The following is a 17,919-nucleotide window of genomic DNA, read 5'->3' as shown; positions in this document are numbered from 1 at the left end:
GGTTTTTTGAAATGTCAAAAAATAATACGTTGGAGGGATGGTTGTTGAAGTTATCACCAGTTGAACAGGAAAAGTTGTTGCTGCATGTTGCGGGAGAGCTTGCGTTGAAGCGAAAGGAGCGAGGCGTGAAGTTAAATTACCCGGAATCCGTAGCGCTTATTAGTCATTTCATCATGGAGGGTGCGCGTGATGGCAAGACGGTTGCGCAGTTAATGAGTGAGGCGAAGCAAGTGCTTACGGTTGAAGATGTCATGGAAGGTGTCGGCGACATGATCAGCGATGTGCAGATCGAGTGCACGTTCCCAGACGGTACAAAACTTGTGACGGTACATAATCCGATTCAATAAAGGGAGGTTTTGTTTGTGATACCAGGAGAAATGAAGACGGCTGAAGGGTTCATCGAAATTAATGTTGGACGTGAAGTGAAGACGGTGCGTGTGGCAAACACGGGGGATCGCCCAATTCAAGTAGGATCGCATTTCCATTTCATTGAGGTGAATCGATTTCTTGAATTTGATCGTGAGCAAGCAGTTGGGATGCACTTAAATATTCCTTCAGGTACTGCTGTCCGTTTCGAGCCGGGTGAAGAGAAGGAAGTGGAGCTTGTCGAGTTTGGTGGGAAGCGTCACGTCTTCGGCTTAAATCAGTTGACGGAAGGGTCAACGCATCATAAAGCGGAAATTATCGAGAAGGCATCTGATGGTGGGTTTAAAGGAGCTGACAGTTAAATGAAAGTGACACATGAACAATATGCAAAAATGTTCGGACCGACTGTGGGCGATAAAGTCCGTTTAGCGGATACCGATCTATGGATTGAAATTGAAAAGGATTATACGACGTATGGAGATGAAGGCGTTTTTGGCGGTGGGAAATCATTGCGTGTCTCAATGGGGCAGAACGGACAAAAAACGTCTGAGGACGGCGTGTTGGACTCCGTCATTACGAACGTCATGATTATCGATTATACAGGAATCGTCAAAGCGGATATTGGTATAAAGGACGGACGAATTGTCGGGATTGGTAAAGCAGGAAATCCAAATACGATGGACGGTGTCGACCAAGGGATGATTATCGGTGTCGGCACGGAAGTGTATGCAGGAGAAGGGTTAATAGCAACAGCAGGAGCGATTGACACACATATTCACTTCATCAGTCCGCAACAAGTGGATACTGCGTTGTTTGCGGGTACGACAACGTTCATTGGTGGGGGAACGGGCCCTGCAGCAGGCTCACGAGCGACGACAGTGACACCGGGCAAGTGGCATTTGCATCGTATGTTACAGGCGATCGAAGATATTCCGATGAATATCGGTCTCTTCGGCAAAGGCAGTGCATCCGTGCCGGAGCCACTTGTTGAACAAGTGCGTGCTGGAGCAATCGGCGTGAAGATTCACGAAGACTGGGGCGCGACACCTTCTGCGTTACATCAAAGTTTGACGGTAGCGGATGAGTACGACATACAAGTGGCGTTGCATTCCGATACATTGAACGAAGCAGGCTTTGTAGAAAGTACGATAGAAGCGATTGGCGACCGTGTCATACACGTTTTCCATACGGAAGGTGCAGGCGGTGGACATGCGCCTGACCAATTGAAGATGGCGTCACTTCCGAATGTTTTGCCGGCATCGACGAATCCGACAAAACCGTTTACGACGAATACGATTGACGAGCATTTGGACATGCTTATGGTTTGTCATCATTTGAAACATGATGTGGCAGAGGATGTTGCATTTGCTGATTCACGGATTCGTCCTGAAACAATTGCGGCCGAAGATATTATGCAAGACTTAGGAATTTTAAGTATTATGTCATCGGACTCGCAAGCAATGGGACGTGTTGGTGAAGTAACGATCCGCACATGGCAGACCGCGAATAAAATGAAACAACAGCGTGGCCCCCTTCCGCAAGACGAAGGCAATGATAACGATAACTATCGCGTCAAACGGTACGTAGCAAAATATACGATCAATCCTGCAATTGCCCAAGGGATTGCGCATGAAATCGGTTCCTTGGAAGAAGGCAAATTAGCGGACATCATCTTATGGGATCCTGCATTTTTTGGTGTGAAATCAGAGCTCGTCATTAAAGCCGGCGTGGCAGTCTATGCAATTACCGGTGACCCGAACGCTTCCATTCCGACACCACAACCAATGATGGGACGGAGAATGTATGGGTTCCATGGACAAGGTCCTCAAAATGTTGGCATGACATTCTTGCCTAAAATTGCTGTCGAAGAAGGATTACCAGAACAACTCGGCTTGAAGAAGATGATCGGTACGGTGAAGAACTGCCGGAATATCTCTAAAGCAGACATGAAGTTGAACAGTGAAATGCCAGTCATCGATGTCGATTCAGAGACGTATGAAGTGAAAATCGACGGTGAGTTGGCGACGTGCGAGCCGGTAAGTGTTCTTCCGATGGCACAGCGGTATTTCTTGTTTTAATGAACAATTAAAGATTGAGGCGGTACTGTTGCAGTTCCAGCGGGAGCTCGTTAAAAGATGACCTTCACTGAAATGCGTTCAGTACCAGCTCCATGAAAAGAGGCGAACAACATGTTAATCGAAAAAATAATTGGGAATATCGGCCGCACGGAAGAAATTGCGGGCAAGCAACTTGAGTGGGTAGAACTCGAGTGGGAAGAATTGAGCAAGCGGATTTTGCGTACGGAGACAACTGCAGGAACGGACATCGCATTACGCATCGACCAAGAAGAGCCGTTGCAATACGGTGACGTCCTCTATGAAGATGAAGAGCGTTGTATTGCGATTCGCACGAAGATGGAGCCGGTCATTGTGATCCGTCCAAAAGATATGGTGCAAATGGGCAAGACTGCATTTGAACTTGGCAACCGTCATACACCTGCGCTCATTGGTGAAAAGGAAATTGTTGTCCGTGCAGATCACACGTTAGCGCCATTATTAGATGAAGTAGGTGTGGACTATGAGACAACCGAGCGTCGATTTACACAGCCATTCAAATACCGTGGGCACGCCCACTGATTTACAACTGCTTCGACTTCTGCAAATCCATGACTCCGCATTTCCAATCGGTTCCTATACGCAATCATTCGGTATGGAGACGTACATCCAGGAAGATTTGATTCGGACAAAAGAACAATTGATCACCTATTGCTCAACATATTTGTACCAAAATCTTGTGTATGGAGATGCACTACTTATTCAAGAAGCCCATTTTGCAGCACTGAATCGGGAAACGGAGCGTCTTCTTCATTTGGAACAACTTTGTGGAGCCGTCAAGCTCGCAAAGGAGTCGCGTGATGCAAGTGTCAATATGGGGAGGCAGTTCATCCGAACAATTGCGCCACTCGTCGATGATCCATTTTTTGATGAATGGAAGGAGCGAATCCAGTCGAATGGCATAAAAGGGCATTATGCAATTCTCTATGGTATCTACTGTGCAGTGAATGCAATAGATGCCCATCATGCAGTGCTTTCCTATTTATTCGCCTCCGTCAACGGACTGATTCAAAATGCTGTACGGGCTGTTCCTTTCGGTCAAAATACAGGCGTGCAGGCCATGCATGCACTAGCAGAAGAAGTAGTCAAAGCAGCAACAACTGTTTCTACGTTAACAGAAACAGATCTATGCAACAATGCGCTTGGCATCGAGTTAGCATCGATGAAGCACGAATATTTATTTTCGAGATTATTTATATCATGATAGCGAGGGATTTTTGAATGAAACCAGTACGAATTGGCATCGGGGGTCCGGTCGGATCAGGGAAAACATCACTAGTCGATCAGTTGACCCGCGCAATGCATACAGATTACAACGTTGCAGTCATTACAAACGACATTTACACACGTGAAGATGCGCAATTTCTTATGCGCAACGGCGTGTTAGAGGAAAACCGGATTATCGGTGTAGAAACAGGCGGATGTCCACATACGGCTATCCGTGAAGATGCGTCCATGAACTTTGCGGCCATCGACGAACTAAAAGAGCGTTTTCCAGACTTGGATATTATTTTTGTTGAAAGTGGCGGCGATAATTTATCAGCAACCTTCAGCCCGGAGTTAGTCGATGGTTACATTTACGTCATCGATGTGGCGGAAGGACAAGATATCCCGCGTAAAGGCGGTCCAGCTTTAACCCGTTCTGATCTATTATTAATTAATAAAACAAGCCTAGCTCCTCACGTCGGTGTTGACTTGGACGTGATGGACAGTGATGTGAAGAACATGCGGAATGGTCGTCCTTACGTATTTGCGGATGTGCGTTCAAAGAAAAACGTCGATCAGATCGTCAATTGGATTAAACATCATATGTTGCTTGAAAACGCAGAGGCGACAAGTGGTAAGTAAAGTTTCACGCATCAATCACCACGGTAAGCTGGAGATGGTGTTTGAACCGAGAAGAGGATTCACCCGCATGCCCCACGTATTTCAACAACCGCCTCTAAAAGCGAGCCGCGAATTGTATGAGGGGCACAATCCGATGGCGACCGTCTACATTATGGAGTCGTCTGGCGGAATGGTAGCTGCCGATCGGAATGACATCTCCATCGAATTGAAACCGGACAGTTCAGTGAGAATTATCCAACAATCGGCGTTAAAGATTTACCGCTCACATACAGGAGAAACGTGCATTCAGTCTATACGCGTACAAGTTGGAGAAAATGCACGGCTCGAATGGATGCCTGAAGTGATCATTCCATTTGCTGATTCAAAGTTTCAAATGGAGACGAACATTCACGTAGACAAAGGTTCCAAACTGCTTTGGGGAGAAATATTAGCACCAGGCAGAGAAAAGAGAGGGGAAGTATTTGACTTCACTTCTATGCAATCATCGATGAAGATCTATCATGAAAAAGAACTTGTCGCATTTGACGCCATTCACTTCACCCCAGAGACGATGCATTATGGACAACTGGGTATGTTGGAAGACGCGTTGTATATCGGCTCCATTTGGCTCGTGTCTGACACGGCAAAGGAGCTTGACTTACGTGCGATTCAAGAAGCAATGCAAGTCGGAGAAGGTTTACGGGCAGGCATTACACGACTAACAGGAAACGCGGTCCATTGCCGCTTCCTCGGCGTCGACCAATGGAAGCTGCAACAAGAAATGAAACGCGTCTTTTCTGACCTTGCAGCACGTATGTAGAACTTGTGGAGGATCGAATGAAGAAACAAACTATTGGCATCATCATCACCATCCTAATCGCTATTGCCCTTGTCGGTTGTGGGAAACAGAATGACAACGCGGCTGGCGTAAAAAAGAATCAGCTTATCTATGCTTCGGAATCTGAATTTGATGGTCTAAATCCAGTCCTTGAAGAAACGAATGTGGACGCACTTTTATTTCGCGGACTATTCCGCTTCAATGAAAATAATGAAGCAGTAAAAGACATCGCTGAATCCTACACGATGTCGGAAGATAAGCGTACCTACACGTTCAAATTACGTGAAGGCATCACCTTCCACGACGGTGAACCGCTGACCGCAGAAGACGTCATCTTCACAATCGAAAGCATCTTAGACGATCAAAATACATCCTTTTTAAAATCCGACTTCACGGAAGTGGATTCTCTAAAGGAAATCGGTGCGTACGAAGTGGAAATGACACTCAAACAGCCTTTCACACCGATTTTGGACAAGTTGACTGTCCCGATCTTACCGAAACATGCTTTTGAAGGACAGGACATGCGAACGGCTTCCTTTACTAGTCATCCAATAGGCGCGGGACCGTATCAGTTCGAGCAGTGGAATCGCGGCGCAAGCTTGACGTTAACAGCGTATCCGGACTTTTACGGAACGACTCCATCGATAGAGAAAGTCATTTTTAAATTTATTCCAGATAGTAACGTCCGCGCACTTCAATTGGCATCAGGAGAAGTCGATATCGCTTTACTCGACCCAAATCAAGTGGCTGAAATGGAAAAGAAAGAGCACTTGAACATTTACGATGTCGAAACTGCGGATTATCGGGGTATGTTATTTAATATGAACGAGCCACTTTGGCAAGATCAACGGGTACGACAAGCATTTAGTTATGCAATTGACCGTTCACAAATCGTAAAAGGCATTTTAAAAGGATACGGTGAAGAGGCGTACTCACCTCTTCAAAAACACGCATTTCATAATGAAAGTATTGAAAAATACAGCTACGACATCGCAAAAGCCGAGGCTTTGCTCGACGAAGCAGGCTGGAAAAAAGGCGACGATGGCGTGCGGCAAAAAGAGGGCATTACGCTTGCATTCACCATTACAGCCCCTGCATCTGACGCCGTGCGGGTAAATATGGCGAATTACATTGCAGAAGACTTCAAGGCGATTGGTGCACAAGTTGAAGTGGCGGCACTTGACTGGTCTGCCATTACAATTGAAGAGACGGAAGCGTTCATGATTGGTTGGGGAAGTCCATATGATGCAGATCACCATACGTACAGTCTGTTCCATTCAAGTGAATCACCATTGACAAGTTCAGGCTACAATTATGGTAGTTATGCGAATCCAGTCGTTGATGAATGGCTTGAAAAAGGTCGATTAGCTACCGATGTGGAGGAGAGGGAAGCGAGTTACAAGGCGTTCCAAGAAGCATTGGCAAACGATCCTGCTTTTGCGTTTATTGCTTATGCTGATGCAGTGTATGGTATGAATAAACAGGTAGAAGGCGTGAAAGAACGGATACTTGGTCATCACGGTTCCGGCTTTTTATGGAACGTCGAGGAGTGGAATTGGAATGACCGTTAAATGGGTTGGGAAGCGCATGATGTTGGGGATACTCGTCCTCTTCATCTTGAGCTTCCTCTCTTTTTTCATGATGCATGCAGGACCGGGAAGCTCCGCGACCGCTTATTATGGTGGGAATGCACAAATGCTAAGCGCTGCCGAAAAAGAACGCATCAATCAGGTGTTTGCACTCGATCGACCGTTAATGGTGCAGTATGGTGCGTGGTTGAAAGAAACGGTGCAAGGCAATTTAGGGATGTCTGCCAAGGAAGGTCGGCCAGTCGCAGAAATTCTCTGGGAACGGCTGCCGAATACACTGTTGCTCATTGGCACATCACTCGTGTGCATTGTGGGTTGTTCCATTTGGCTTGGTTTGAAGGCGGGTATGCACCCAGGTTCGTTGTTAGATCGAAGCTTGACGACGTTCAGTATTGCTTCATCTTCCATTCCTGCATTTTGGCTCGGCATTCTGTTCGTATATTTGTTTTCAGTCCAACTTGGCATGCTGCCATCTTCCGGCATGCAAAGTATTGGAGGAAACGGTGGGTTGATTGATAAATTGCAACACCTCATCATGCCAGTCGCTGTTGTCGTGCTGACACATGTCGGCATTTATGCTCGCTTCCTTCAAGATAGTGTGAAGGTGGAGGCAGAAAGTTACTATGTCATGGCGGCAAGAGCGAATGGTGTAGACGAACGGGAGTTGCAAAGAGGGATGATTCGCAATGCACTCATTCCGTATTTGAATTACCTCGCGATGACCATTCCTTCCTTTTTTGGCGGTTCTGTCATCGTGGAGTCGTTATTTTCGTGGGCAGGTCTCGGTCAAATGATGGCCAAATCGGTCATGGTGAAGGACTATCCCGTTTTAATGGGAGGCATTATGCTAACCGGTGTCATTGTCGTTTGCAGTTTAGTCGTTATTGACGTAGTAACGTTCGTCCTTAATCCGAAGCTGCGTAAAGGGGAGTTGGGGACATGAAAAGAAAAAAGACGGTTATTGTATCGTGTTTGCTACTCAGTCTCGTCCTTTTCTGTACCATCTTTTCAAACGTTTTGGCACCCTATGCAGTTAATGAAATGAATTTAGATGAAGTGTATGCATCGCCTGGCGGAGCGCATGTACTCGGAACGGATCATTTAGGAAGAGATGTCTTGACTCGTCTATTGCACGGTGGAAAGGTGACATTGACCGTCGCTGCGCTATCGGTGTTCCTCTCCTTCCTCATTGGAGTCATTTACGGAGGAGTTAGCGGGTATGTTGGAGGCTGGTTGGATGCAATCATGATGCGCTTGTTGGAAGCATTCATCGCAATTCCCTCGCTCATTATGGTGCTTGCATTTCAAGCGATCATCCAAGGTGGAATGTGGGGAATGACACTCATCATCGGTGTGACGGGATGGTTTGCGACTGCACGTATCGTTCGGACGGAGTTTATGAGGCTGAAAGATGCTGAGTATGTAAAGATGGCCAAGATGTTTGGCACACCTAGTTGGAAAATCTTCACGGGGCATTTGCTGCGAAACAGCCTGACGCCATTATTTGTCGTGACGATTTTCAACTTTGCCGGTGCAGTATTCATTGAAGTGTCGCTCAGTTTTCTTGGGATCGGAATACCGCCTGCGGTGCCGTCTTGGGGAACGATGCTTTCCAATGCGCAGAATGATTTATTAATAGGTGCATGGTGGGTCGGTTTGTTCCCGGGATTGCTCATTTTTTTAACGGTGTTATCCATCAACTACATCGGCGAAGCGTTGAAGGAACCGAAAAGGAGGGGAATTCGTGCTTGAGCTGAAACGATTATCGATTGCATTAGATGGTGTGGGTGTCGTGCATGACAGTTCTTTCAAGGTTGAGGAAGAAAAAATTACGGCTTTAATTGGAGAGAGTGGCAGTGGGAAGAGTTTGACGGTTGCTAGTATTTTGCGCTTGTTGCCGAAGAATGCTCAAGTTGAAGGGGACATTGTGTATAAAGGTACGAATTTATTGGCGATAACCGATGAAGACATGATGAAACTACGTAGAGAGTCGATTTTTACGGTTTTACAAGATGCGTCGAACAGTTTTAATGAGCATATAAAGATGGGGCGGCAGCTGTTTGCATTTTCAGCCGGTCGAATCGGAGACGATTGGCAAACATTTGAACGGAAAATGACGAGAATTCTAGAAGGGTTGCGTTTGTCATCAGTGATTCTACAACACTATCCGTTTGAATTGTCAGGTGGCATGTTGCAACGATGCATGATCGCCTGTGCAATGTACGTGCAGCCTGAGCTTCTCATTGCTGACGAGCCAACATCCGCGCTGGACGCAATCGTGCAAAAGGAGTTTTTAGGGTGGCTCCGCACGTTGAATGAAAACGGAACGACCGTATTGTTAATTACTCATGATCTGGATAGCGTGGCAGACGTAGCGGATGCAATCGTCGTTATGCAACATGGCCGTGTTGTTGAGCAAGGTTCTGTGAAATCACTGTTCACGAATCCTGTGCATGCCTACACGAAGAGGCTAATTGACAGCCGTTTCTAGGAAGGGAGGAATTCGCATATGCTTCAAGTTGAAGGACTTTCTAAAAGCTATGGACGTGGCGCGCGCAGAAAGTGTGTACTGGATGCTATTCATTTAAGGGTTAATGAAGGCGAGCTCGTTGGACTTGTCGGTGAAAGCGGTAGTGGGAAAAGTACGTTGGCACGATTACTCATGCGACTAGAAATGATGGATGCAGGAACGATTACAGTTGCTGAAAAAGGTGCGCTTTACAATACGATTCAAATTGTTTTCCAAAATGCTTCAGCCGCGTTAAATCCTACTTGGACCGTACAAGCTAGTTTGCGAGAACCTCTTCGATTGATGAAAGGCGATCGTGATGCCTATATACGGGAGATGCTTGAGAAAGTCGGTCTGAATGAAAAGCATTTGACGCGATTGCCATCTGAACTGAGTGGCGGAGAAAGACAACGCGTCAATTTGCTCCGTTCCCTCCTCATGCAACCGAAGCTGTTAATTTGCGACGAAATCGTCTCAAGCTTAGATCGATTAATTCAAAAAGAGATTGTGGAACTGTTGAGGAAGTTAAATGAAGAAATGGGCATGGCAATGCTCTTCATTTCCCATGACTTGAAAGTCGTCCAATCGTTATGCGACCGTGTGTATGTCATGGAAGGCGGTCGCATCGTCGAAGAAAGCGTGAAGCAGGACGGCGTATGGAACTTTTCGCATCCGTATGCTCGCCGATTGTTTGAGTGAGACTGGATGGTGCGGTATACTTGTTGAGGGAATAGCGACTGTCTGGCATGGAGTTGTAATGCGAAGCAAGCGGCTATCAATAAAAGCAACGGTACCCAAGCAGCTGGATGTAATGGAAAGGAAGATGAACGTAATGAAACAACGCCCGATGAGCCACTCACGGACCATTAGTACAAAACTCGTTTTGCCACCTGATACGAATCATATGCAAACAATATTTGGAGGAAAAGTACTTGCGTACATTGATGAAATAGCGGCCATCACCGCAATGAAGCACGCACAAACTGCCGTCGTAACAGCATCAATTGACTCAGTCGATTTTGTCTCTTCTGCGACAGTAGGCGACGTGCTTGAACTCGAAGCCGTCGTCAGTTCGACAGGTAGAACTTCAATGGAAATTTTCGTATCCGTGCACTCGACGGATTTAGAAACAGGCGCAAAAAAACTCACAACTGAATCGTTTTTAACGTTCGTCGCAATGGATGAAGACAACAAACCTGTTGAAATTGCAGGTGTCTATGGAGAAACGGAAGTTGAGAAACGCCTAATTGAAACAGCTCCTGCTCGTAGAGAACACCGAAAGCTGCGCAGGGAAATGAAGCACTGATTATGCGGCGATCTGGTGGGATATGCTGAATTCTGAGCGGTACTGCCGCGTTTTGGCGAGATATGCTGAGTTCTGGGCGGTAATGCGGCGATATGACGGGATATGCTGAGTTCTGAGTGTTTATGCGGCGTTTTGGCAGGATATGCTGCGTTCCGATCGATTATGCCGCGTTCTGCATATGCTACAAAGGTTACGATACGAATAGTGCAGGGAAAGTAATAATTCCCACGAGAGGATGCGTTTTACGTGATGCATCCTCTCGTGGGAATTTTTTGTGTTTTAAGTCGTATGTCGCGCTGAATGGGTTTTGACCATTCATCTTTTACTGTATAGGCGTTAATTTTTCAACGAATTCAGTGAAGGTGTGAGCGATGACATGAAAATTATGTCCATTCCCATCGTCTGGTTCCACGTAAACAACATTTGGGGTTTCTGGATTTTCGTAATTGAAACCGACCCATGCGTGGCCGCTACCGGCAAAGAGAACGAGTTGTTCAGGAAGTCCCCATTCTTGTATGAAGTAATCACTCATAAGCAGTCCCTCTTCATTTGCTCCCATAATTTCTTCCACATCAATGTAAGGATCTCCACTTTCAATTGGGAAGTCTACAGGAAACCCTCGTTTTTCAGCCTGCACCACGCCTCCATTTGCAATCCGCAACAGCTGTTTGAAGTCCTCTGGAAGTTTTAGGTTAAGTTTTTCCTCTACTTGAAGAATGTCTTGTTCGGTAGCAGGCATACGTTTGTCCTCGTGCGTAAAAAGATGAATCATTGTGATGCAACCCCCTTTTAACATTGAAATACAACAGAATGATTTGACAGTTTGAAACCATTTTACACCATTGTCCGTATGAATAGTAAGTGAACTGGAAAAAGGGGTGGCATGAATGCGGACGGATATACATGAAAGACAAATGGAATTGACGTTGCGACGCAATGAGCGTAATCGGATCCGTCGTCGACTTGAAGGGACGGAAGCGCAATACAAGGAAGCCGAGAGATTGAGGGATTCCTTGCACCGTCAGTTGACGAAGGAGCAACAGGATGTCATAAAGTTAGGCAAGTTCTCGTTTGCCAATAAAATAAAGGAATGGACGGGCAAATGGGACGAGCAGATGGAGCGGGAAATCAATGAAGTGGCGGAAGCAGAACTGAAGTACAACGAAGCTGCAAAGACAGTGACCGATTTGCAAGCCGAGTTGAGTCGACTTAAAGAGCAAGCGAAGAACGCGGATTTTCAATATGTCGATGAAGATTGGGAAGATTTTTTACGTGAGAAGGAATCGTGGATTCGGCAGAACGACTCTGTCGCAACCGCTACATTACAAAAAATAGCGGACGATCGAATTCGAATTCGTTCATTGATGCGTGAAATTGACGAAGCGATCGAAGCGGGGAATAAAGCTGTGCGCGCACTTGATGCAGCGCTCGATAAGCTTGGAAATGCAGAAGGGTTGTCGATGTGGGATACCTTTTTAGGGGGCGGTCTTGTCGTATCCGCATTAAAGTATTCAGAAATGAATAGTTCAGACGATCTCGTGCACCGCGCGCAACGGGCATTACGCCATTACGAGACGGAATTAATGGACGTTCAAAATGTCGCATCGGAGTCATTTCAAGTGAATCATAATGACTTTTTCACATTCACGGACATCTTCTTTGATAACATCTTTTCGGACTGGATGGTGCATTCGCGAATTACCGATGCAAAAAGCAAATTGAATGTTGTGCTCCGTGATGTACGCCGGGTGCAAGATCGTTTGAAACGTAAACGTGATGAGGCGATTGAAGAAATAAAGCGTTTGGATGAGCAGGAGCAGACGATTATTGTGTCTTAATCGCCTGCTTTGTTGTTAGTTAAATGCCAGGAATTCTATGCGGTTGCCGAAAGGGTCGTGTGTGAAGAAACGCGTACGCCCGGCGATCGGTGGCTCTTCAGAGATCGTGTAACCTGCTTGTTCAAGACGGGACTTTAGTGCAGGAAGTGCATTCACAGTAAAACCGGGATGTGCTTTTTTGGCGGGTGAGAAGTCTGCTTGGATGCCGATATGGACTTCTTGTGTGCCGCACTGGAACCAGCAGCCGCCACGTGCTGCAAGATTTTCAGGCTTTGGAATTTCTTTCATGCCGAGCAGCTTGCCGTAAAATTGCCGTGCTTGTTCTTCGGCGTTTGGCGGTGCTGCAATTTGAATATGATCGATGCCTGTTAGGAAATGTGTCATGTTCATCGCTCCTTTGTGTTGATAGCTTAAGTGTAGAGTAGTTTCGCGAATTAGACTATGACTGGAATTGAAACGAAAGAGATCACAATTGCTTATGAGGTTATAAATTTGTAATGCGAGAAGTGAGTTTGTGTTGGAAGTACGTAGGTATTTAGATACAAACTGATCATTAGAATTGTGAAAGTGATTGATAGAATCTTGGAAGTGATCGATAGAACTGCTGAAGTGATTGATAGAAACTCGAAAGTGAACGATAGACCTCACAAAGTGATCGATAGTATTCCGAGGTGAATCTCTCTGAGAAAGACTGCGACATTAGAAAGCAACTCCCTGACAAGGACTTTTCATTCATTTTACATAAATCATTCAATTCCCTTTACTTAACAGCATACATTAGTGTACTATGTAACTAATACACCAATACAGAAGGGGATATAACAATGAAACAGTGGAATGGGTTGATGGCGAAAGAGTGGATGTTGTGGAAGTGGCAGATTGTCATTGCAATCGGCATTACGGTAATTGGCCTGTTTGCGATACCGTCAATAATGGGACCGCTGACAAAGGATGATCCGAAATTTGTATTTGAGATGACGATGGTTTTCGGTTTCATGGTCATTTTGACAGGCGCAATTATTCCTGCAATTACGTTTGCCACGATGTTTAACCGCGACATGAAACAGCCGGATATTTGGTTGCATTCGACAGCGAGTGCATACGTTTTAATTGGCGTGAAATGTGTGGTAGCCGCATGTATTGGAGCGATTGCATTAGTTGTACCTGCGCTCGTTTTGGCAATCCGTTTTGCAATAACGGACAATCTAGACGTTACATTTGATGAGTTAGCGTTTTTTGGAAGTTGGTTTATTGTGCTTTTTTTCGCTACTTCTTTAATGCTTTTAGCAACAGCGGTGTTTTTTATTGTAATCGATCGTTTGCTGAAACCGTATTTAAAGGGGTTTTCCATTGTTGCGACAGGCATCCTAGTCGTGCTTGCTGTACGTTTATTTGGGGAAATAAAGAGCACTGCTTTTTATGAGCGATTCATTCACAACGGTAATTTTGACTTGCTTGAACTGAAAAACTCGAAGTTGGAGATCAATGAAAACTCGTATATTTATATGGATTTGACGTTATCCATCGGGAATACGTTGTTCGACTTGCTGTTGACCGTATTGTTGTTCGTCGTTGCCGTCACATTGTTTGAGAAGAAAGTGAGGGTGTGACGATGACTTGGAGATGGCGTGGTTTGATGAAAAAAGAATGGGTACTGATGCGTTTACAAATGGCTGTATTTCTTCTTACTGCATTACTTATCTGCTTCTTTAGTGTGACACCTGTTTTAGGAGGACGATTTGACTTCCAGCATATCGATCCGGATCGTCTGTACAAGATGCTGCTAACGATTCATTTATTTTCAGGACCATTGCTGTTGTTGAGTAGTTTGGAAACTGAAAGGAAACGGCCAGACGTATGGTTGCATTCACCCGCGCCGATGTGGAAAATGATTGGCGTGAAAGTGATCATGGCTCTATTGACAGCTACAGTTTCGATGATTTGTGTGAGTCTTATGATTGGCATCGCCTATTTCCTCGGTGCGACTGAGTCAGTTTCTTTGGAGGCAGCCATTCTTTTTGCTACAAAAGCCATTGTGATAGCAGATATTAATGTTGTATTCAACACGGTGGCAGTTCTTTTTACTTGGAGTCTCTTTGTTTATTTACAAGGATTGTTTGGCAAGTTTGCAGGATTCATCGTGATGATTCCCATCCTGTTCATGGCATTTGTATGGGGTGTGCTAACCGGCGTATTCCTTCAAGATTATATAGTGACCATTACTGGATTTACCATTATCGCTCTATTTTCCATTCTGTTCTTTAGTGGGGGCACATGGTTGCTCGAGAAGAAAGTGAGGTTCTAAGATGAGCATAGATTTTTTACCAGACAAACCAATTTATCAACAGCTCATCGATCGGATTATGGGGGATATACTGCGAGGTACGTTGTCGACAGGACAAAAGTTGCCATCCGTCCGGGAATACGCGGTGGAAGCGGGCGTCAATGCAAATACGATGCAACGCGTTTATAAGGAGTTGGAGCAAATGGAAATCACCGAAACGAGAAGGGGGCAAGGGTCGTTCGTGACGGAGAATGAAGAGAAAATCTTAGCGCTTCGCAATGAAATGAAGGAGCAGCTTGTAACGACGTTCCTTCAAAATGTTGCGTCATTCGGTTTTACGACAGACGAAATTGTAAAGTGCTTGCAAGAAAGAGGGGATGAAGCATGATTACACTACAGAATGTTGTCAAAAAGTATGGAGCTAAACGGGCATTGGACAATGTTACACTCTCCATTCCTAGAGGAAAAGTCATTGGACTGGTTGGTGAGAATGGAAGCGGAAAATCGACATTGCTAAAAGCGATTGCTGGTTTATCGTCCATCCATGCTGGAACTGCTTTTTTTGAAGGTGAACCGATTACAAGAAAAATTGCTTCCCGCTTAGCGTATATGTCCGATGCAGATTTGTTCTTTCCGTATTTTACGGTTCGGCAACTAATGGACTTCTATGATTCGCAGTTCGAGGATTTTGATTTGATTAAAGCAAAGGAATTAATGAGCTTTTTGAACGTTACGCTGGATGCCAAAATGAGAAATCTTTCTAAAGGGAATCGAGGACGAGTGAAAATCGCTGTTACACTTGCAAGGGAAGCAGATATCTATTTACTCGATGAACCCTTTTCGGGATTGGATCCGATGGTGAGGGAGGATATTGCCAAAGGGCTCATACGTTTTACAGATCCCGAAAATCAAACCGTAATTCTGTCGACACATGAAATCCGTGAAGTCGAGCCACTGCTTGATGACATTATCGTCATGCAAGGTGGGCGAATCATTGCGCATGAAGCGGTTGATGAAATACGCGATTTCTACGGAATTGATGCAACAAGTTGGATGGTGTCACTGTTTAAGCAGCCGCAAGTGCAATAGGACTATTGGAAATAACAAAGGAGTTGGGAGAATGAAACCCGTTGTAGAACTGAAGAATCTATCGAAAACGATAGGGAAGAAGAAGATTATTGATGATTTGAATTTAGCCATTTACCCTGGAACAATTACCGGTTTTCTTGGACCAAATGGTGCCGGGAAGACAACGACGATTCGGATGATGGTCGGACTCATGAAGAAAAGTACAGGGGATGTCGTCATAGATGGTGTCTCGCTTCGTGATAATTTTGAAGGGGGCCTTTCACAAGTTGGCGTTATCGTTGAAAATCCTGAAATGTATAAGTTCATGTCGGGGTATAAAAACTTGGTCCATTTCGCGCGTATGCATAAAGGTGTAACAAAAGAACGGATTAACGAAGTGGTAAAGCAAGTCGGCATGCAAAACCGAATTCATGAAAAAGTAAGTACGTACTCCCTTGGAATGCGCCAACGGCTAGGACTTGCGCAAGCATTACTACACCGACCGAAATTCTTGATTTTGGATGAACCAACAAATGGTTTGGATCCTGCAGGCATTCGTGAATTCCGTCAATACTTGCGAAAGATTGCTGAAACTGAAGGGGTCGCTGTTTTTGTATCAAGTCACATGCTTTCAGAAATTGAGCTGATGTGTGATCGGATAGCAGTCATTCAGAATGGTAAACTGATTGATATTCGTGACATGTCCGAGACGAAAGAATCGTTTTACTATATGGAAGCAACACCGATTGACCAGGCAAAACAGTTGCTTGAACAGGAAGGATTTGCGGTGGAAGGCTTCAAGGATGGCTTACTTGTCAACGCGGAACAAAGCCAAATACCGGTACTTATGGAGCGTTTCATTGCCCGAGGCTTGCAAGTGTTTGCCGTGCAGCCTCACCGAAAAACATTGGAAGATGAATTCCTAGAAATGACAGGAGGTGGCCAAATTGCTGAAACTTATGCAAAATGAGTGGATGAAATTATGGAATAAAAAAGGTACATGGGTCATGATCGGTATTATGCTTCTTTTAACTGGGGCGATGATGGGGGTAATGAAGTTCATTGACACCCAGCAAAGTACGTTTACAGAAGTAGAGAATAATCCTTCTGCTGAAGTAACTAATGCACCAAGCTGGAAAGGGCCGATGAATGATGAATTAGCCTACTTGGAAATGCAATTGGCGGATGACACTTTGTCTAAGGCTGAACGAAAAGAGTTGGAAGCAGACGCAAAAGTATTGGAGTACCGCTTGGACAATGACATCGAACCCGTCGATTCTTTTAGCAAAGAAGGAATGCTCATGGATCCTTCAGGGATAGGCGGCACCGTTCTATTATTGACTGTCATCGTTGCTGCAGGCATCGTGGCGTCCGAGTTTTCGCAAGGGACCATTAAAATGTTGTTAACACGCCCTGTGAAACGATGGAAAATCCTTACCTCTAAATTTCTTACAGTGAACTTATTCGGCATGTTTTTGATGGTGATAGGCTACATCTTCTACATCTTGTTGGCAATGATTTTATTCAAATCAGGAACGGGACAGGAACTGAGCTGGAATGGTAAAGAAGTCGTAGAAGTGTCCGTTTGGGCGAAGAGTCTCTACATGTTGCTCTTATCTTTCGGATCCGTTTTCGTTATTGCAACGTTTGCATTCACAATCGGTTCTGTTTTCCGCTCCAGCTCGCTTGCGATCGGTTTGTCTTTGTTTATCTATTTCTCAGGAGCGATGGTCACGGCATTGCTTGCAAGATATGAAATTGCAAAGTACTTACTATTTACGCATATGGATTTGACACAGTTTGAAACGGGTGTGAAACTCATCGAAGATGTGACGATGCCGTTCTCACTCGCAGTCCTTGCTGTTTATATGATCGTCTTTTTAGTGATCAGCTATTCGACTTTTGTGAAACGAGATGTCACGGCTTAATGGATTTACAGATTAAGTCAGTTAGTGAATTTTCGCATGTAAGTTGAACGCCTTGTTGGACTAAGATTGTCAGCATGCAAGTACGTTGAAGCGAATTGCGTTTTTCATCAAGAGGCTGGGACAAAACATAAAAAAAATGCATGAAGGCAAATTTCGCCGTCATGCATTTTTTTCTGTTTTTACTATTTCTCTTTTCATATTCATGAGTGGAGCGCAGAGGAACGGTCTATGTAGAGTTTTGTCCCATCCTCT

The 17,919-nt window shown here is 45.0% G+C and carries 22 protein-coding genes; 20 read left to right on the top strand and 2 right to left on the bottom strand.

From position 1 onward, the window contains the following. Window positions 1-44 precede the first annotated feature (44 nt). The 13 genes from ureA to NRI27_RS10595 all read left to right on the top strand — a co-directional run bounded on the left by ureA (window position 45) and on the right by NRI27_RS10595 (window position 10,549). The gene (gene ureA / locus NRI27_RS10655) at window positions 45-347 is read left to right on the top strand and encodes an urease subunit gamma (RefSeq protein WP_371390675.1); all 303 of its coding nucleotides are present in this window, start codon (window positions 45-47) and stop codon (window positions 345-347) included. Window positions 348-362: 15 nt separating this feature from the next. Further along, window positions 363-728, top strand: coding sequence for an urease subunit beta (gene ureB / locus NRI27_RS10650; RefSeq protein ID WP_371390674.1), 366 nt, complete (start codon window positions 363-365; stop codon window positions 726-728). Then, the gene (ureC, locus tag NRI27_RS10645; protein ID WP_317943412.1) at window positions 729-2,444 is read left to right on the top strand and encodes an urease subunit alpha; all 1,716 of its coding nucleotides are present in this window, start codon (window positions 729-731) and stop codon (window positions 2,442-2,444) included. Window positions 2,445-2,555: 111 nt separating this feature from the next. Further along, a complete protein-coding gene (locus tag NRI27_RS10640; RefSeq protein ID WP_371390673.1) occupies window positions 2,556-3,002 on the top strand; it encodes an urease accessory protein UreE in 447 nt (148 codons plus the stop codon). Next, window positions 2,944-3,684 carry an urease accessory protein UreF gene (locus NRI27_RS10635; RefSeq protein WP_371390672.1) on the top strand — a complete coding sequence of 247 codons (741 nt, stop codon included), beginning with the start codon at window positions 2,944-2,946 and terminating at the stop codon, window positions 3,682-3,684. The genes NRI27_RS10640 and NRI27_RS10635 overlap by 59 nt, the downstream gene beginning before the upstream one ends. Window positions 3,685-3,701: 17 nt before the next feature. Continuing rightward, window positions 3,702-4,328, top strand: coding sequence for an urease accessory protein UreG (gene ureG / locus NRI27_RS10630; protein WP_317943418.1), 627 nt, complete (start codon window positions 3,702-3,704; stop codon window positions 4,326-4,328). Then, on the top strand, window positions 4,318-5,127 hold the full coding sequence (locus tag NRI27_RS10625; RefSeq protein WP_371390671.1) for an urease accessory protein UreD: 810 nt from the start codon (window positions 4,318-4,320) through the stop codon (window positions 5,125-5,127). The genes ureG and NRI27_RS10625 overlap by 11 nt, the downstream gene beginning before the upstream one ends. 17 nt (window positions 5,128-5,144) lie before the next feature. Further along, on the top strand, window positions 5,145-6,716 hold the full coding sequence (locus NRI27_RS10620; protein ID WP_371390670.1) for an ABC transporter substrate-binding protein: 1,572 nt from the start codon (window positions 5,145-5,147) through the stop codon (window positions 6,714-6,716). Beyond that, the gene (locus NRI27_RS10615; protein ID WP_371390669.1) at window positions 6,706-7,677 is read left to right on the top strand and encodes an ABC transporter permease; all 972 of its coding nucleotides are present in this window, start codon (window positions 6,706-6,708) and stop codon (window positions 7,675-7,677) included. Before NRI27_RS10620 ends, NRI27_RS10615 begins: the two co-directional genes overlap by 11 nt. Beyond that, window positions 7,674-8,486: an ABC transporter permease gene (locus NRI27_RS10610; protein ID WP_371390668.1), complete on the top strand. Its 813-nt coding sequence runs from the start codon at window positions 7,674-7,676 to the stop codon at window positions 8,484-8,486. The genes NRI27_RS10615 and NRI27_RS10610 overlap by 4 nt, the downstream gene beginning before the upstream one ends. Then, window positions 8,479-9,225 (top strand): ATP-binding cassette domain-containing protein, encoded by a 747-nt coding sequence (locus NRI27_RS10605; protein ID WP_371390667.1) that lies wholly within the window; start codon window positions 8,479-8,481, stop codon window positions 9,223-9,225. Before NRI27_RS10610 ends, NRI27_RS10605 begins: the two co-directional genes overlap by 8 nt. A gap of 18 nt (window positions 9,226-9,243) precedes the next feature. Next, window positions 9,244-9,942, top strand: coding sequence for an ABC transporter ATP-binding protein (locus tag NRI27_RS10600; RefSeq protein ID WP_371390666.1), 699 nt, complete (start codon window positions 9,244-9,246; stop codon window positions 9,940-9,942). A gap of 133 nt (window positions 9,943-10,075) precedes the next feature. Continuing rightward, entirely contained in the window at window positions 10,076-10,549 is a 474-nt protein-coding gene (locus NRI27_RS10595; protein ID WP_371390665.1) for an acyl-CoA thioesterase, read from the top strand. 322 nt (window positions 10,550-10,871) lie between these two features. Here the strand turns inward: NRI27_RS10595 and NRI27_RS10590 are convergent, their stop codons facing one another. Beyond that, entirely contained in the window at window positions 10,872-11,321 is a 450-nt protein-coding gene (locus NRI27_RS10590; protein ID WP_371390664.1) for an SMI1/KNR4 family protein, read from the bottom strand. Between the two features lie 115 nt (window positions 11,322-11,436). Here NRI27_RS10590 and NRI27_RS10585 point away from each other — a divergent pair, with 115 nt between their 5' ends. Then, entirely contained in the window at window positions 11,437-12,387 is a 951-nt protein-coding gene (locus tag NRI27_RS10585; RefSeq protein WP_371390663.1) for a hypothetical protein, read from the top strand. Between the two features lie 15 nt (window positions 12,388-12,402). Here NRI27_RS10585 and NRI27_RS10580 read toward each other — a convergent pair whose 3' ends face one another. After that, the gene (locus tag NRI27_RS10580; protein ID WP_371390662.1) at window positions 12,403-12,771 is read right to left on the bottom strand and encodes a VOC family protein; all 369 of its coding nucleotides are present in this window, start codon (window positions 12,769-12,771) and stop codon (window positions 12,403-12,405) included. 440 nt (window positions 12,772-13,211) lie between these two features. Here NRI27_RS10580 and NRI27_RS10575 point away from each other — a divergent pair, with 440 nt between their 5' ends. From NRI27_RS10575 to NRI27_RS10550, 6 genes are read left to right on the top strand one after another with little or no spacing between them, the layout of a single operon-like run. Beyond that, complete coding sequence (locus NRI27_RS10575; protein ID WP_371390661.1) at window positions 13,212-13,997, top strand: hypothetical protein; 786 nt, start codon at window positions 13,212-13,214, stop codon at window positions 13,995-13,997. 2 nt (window positions 13,998-13,999) lie between these two features. Further along, complete coding sequence (locus NRI27_RS10570; RefSeq protein WP_371390660.1) at window positions 14,000-14,692, top strand: hypothetical protein; 693 nt, start codon at window positions 14,000-14,002, stop codon at window positions 14,690-14,692. A 1-nt stretch (window position 14,693) separates the two neighbouring features. Further along, entirely contained in the window at window positions 14,694-15,059 is a 366-nt protein-coding gene (locus NRI27_RS10565; RefSeq protein WP_317943439.1) for a GntR family transcriptional regulator, read from the top strand. Next, window positions 15,056-15,760 (top strand): ABC transporter ATP-binding protein, encoded by a 705-nt coding sequence (locus NRI27_RS10560; RefSeq protein ID WP_371390659.1) that lies wholly within the window; start codon window positions 15,056-15,058, stop codon window positions 15,758-15,760. The genes NRI27_RS10565 and NRI27_RS10560 overlap by 4 nt, the downstream gene beginning before the upstream one ends. 31 nt (window positions 15,761-15,791) lie before the next feature. Further along, on the top strand, window positions 15,792-16,709 hold the full coding sequence (locus NRI27_RS10555; protein WP_371390657.1) for an ABC transporter ATP-binding protein: 918 nt from the start codon (window positions 15,792-15,794) through the stop codon (window positions 16,707-16,709). Continuing rightward, complete coding sequence (locus NRI27_RS10550; RefSeq protein WP_371390656.1) at window positions 16,687-17,667, top strand: ABC transporter permease; 981 nt, start codon at window positions 16,687-16,689, stop codon at window positions 17,665-17,667. The genes NRI27_RS10555 and NRI27_RS10550 overlap by 23 nt, the downstream gene beginning before the upstream one ends. Window positions 17,668-17,919 lie beyond the last annotated feature (252 nt).

Origin of the sequence: Sporosarcina sp. OR05, assembly GCF_041414805.1 — a bacterium.
Classification (GTDB): Bacteria; Bacillota; Bacilli; order Bacillales_A; family Planococcaceae; genus Sporosarcina; species Sporosarcina saromensis.
The sequence above is the reverse complement of the archived record's forward strand: the minus strand, read 5'-3'. Positions and strand labels throughout refer to the sequence as shown.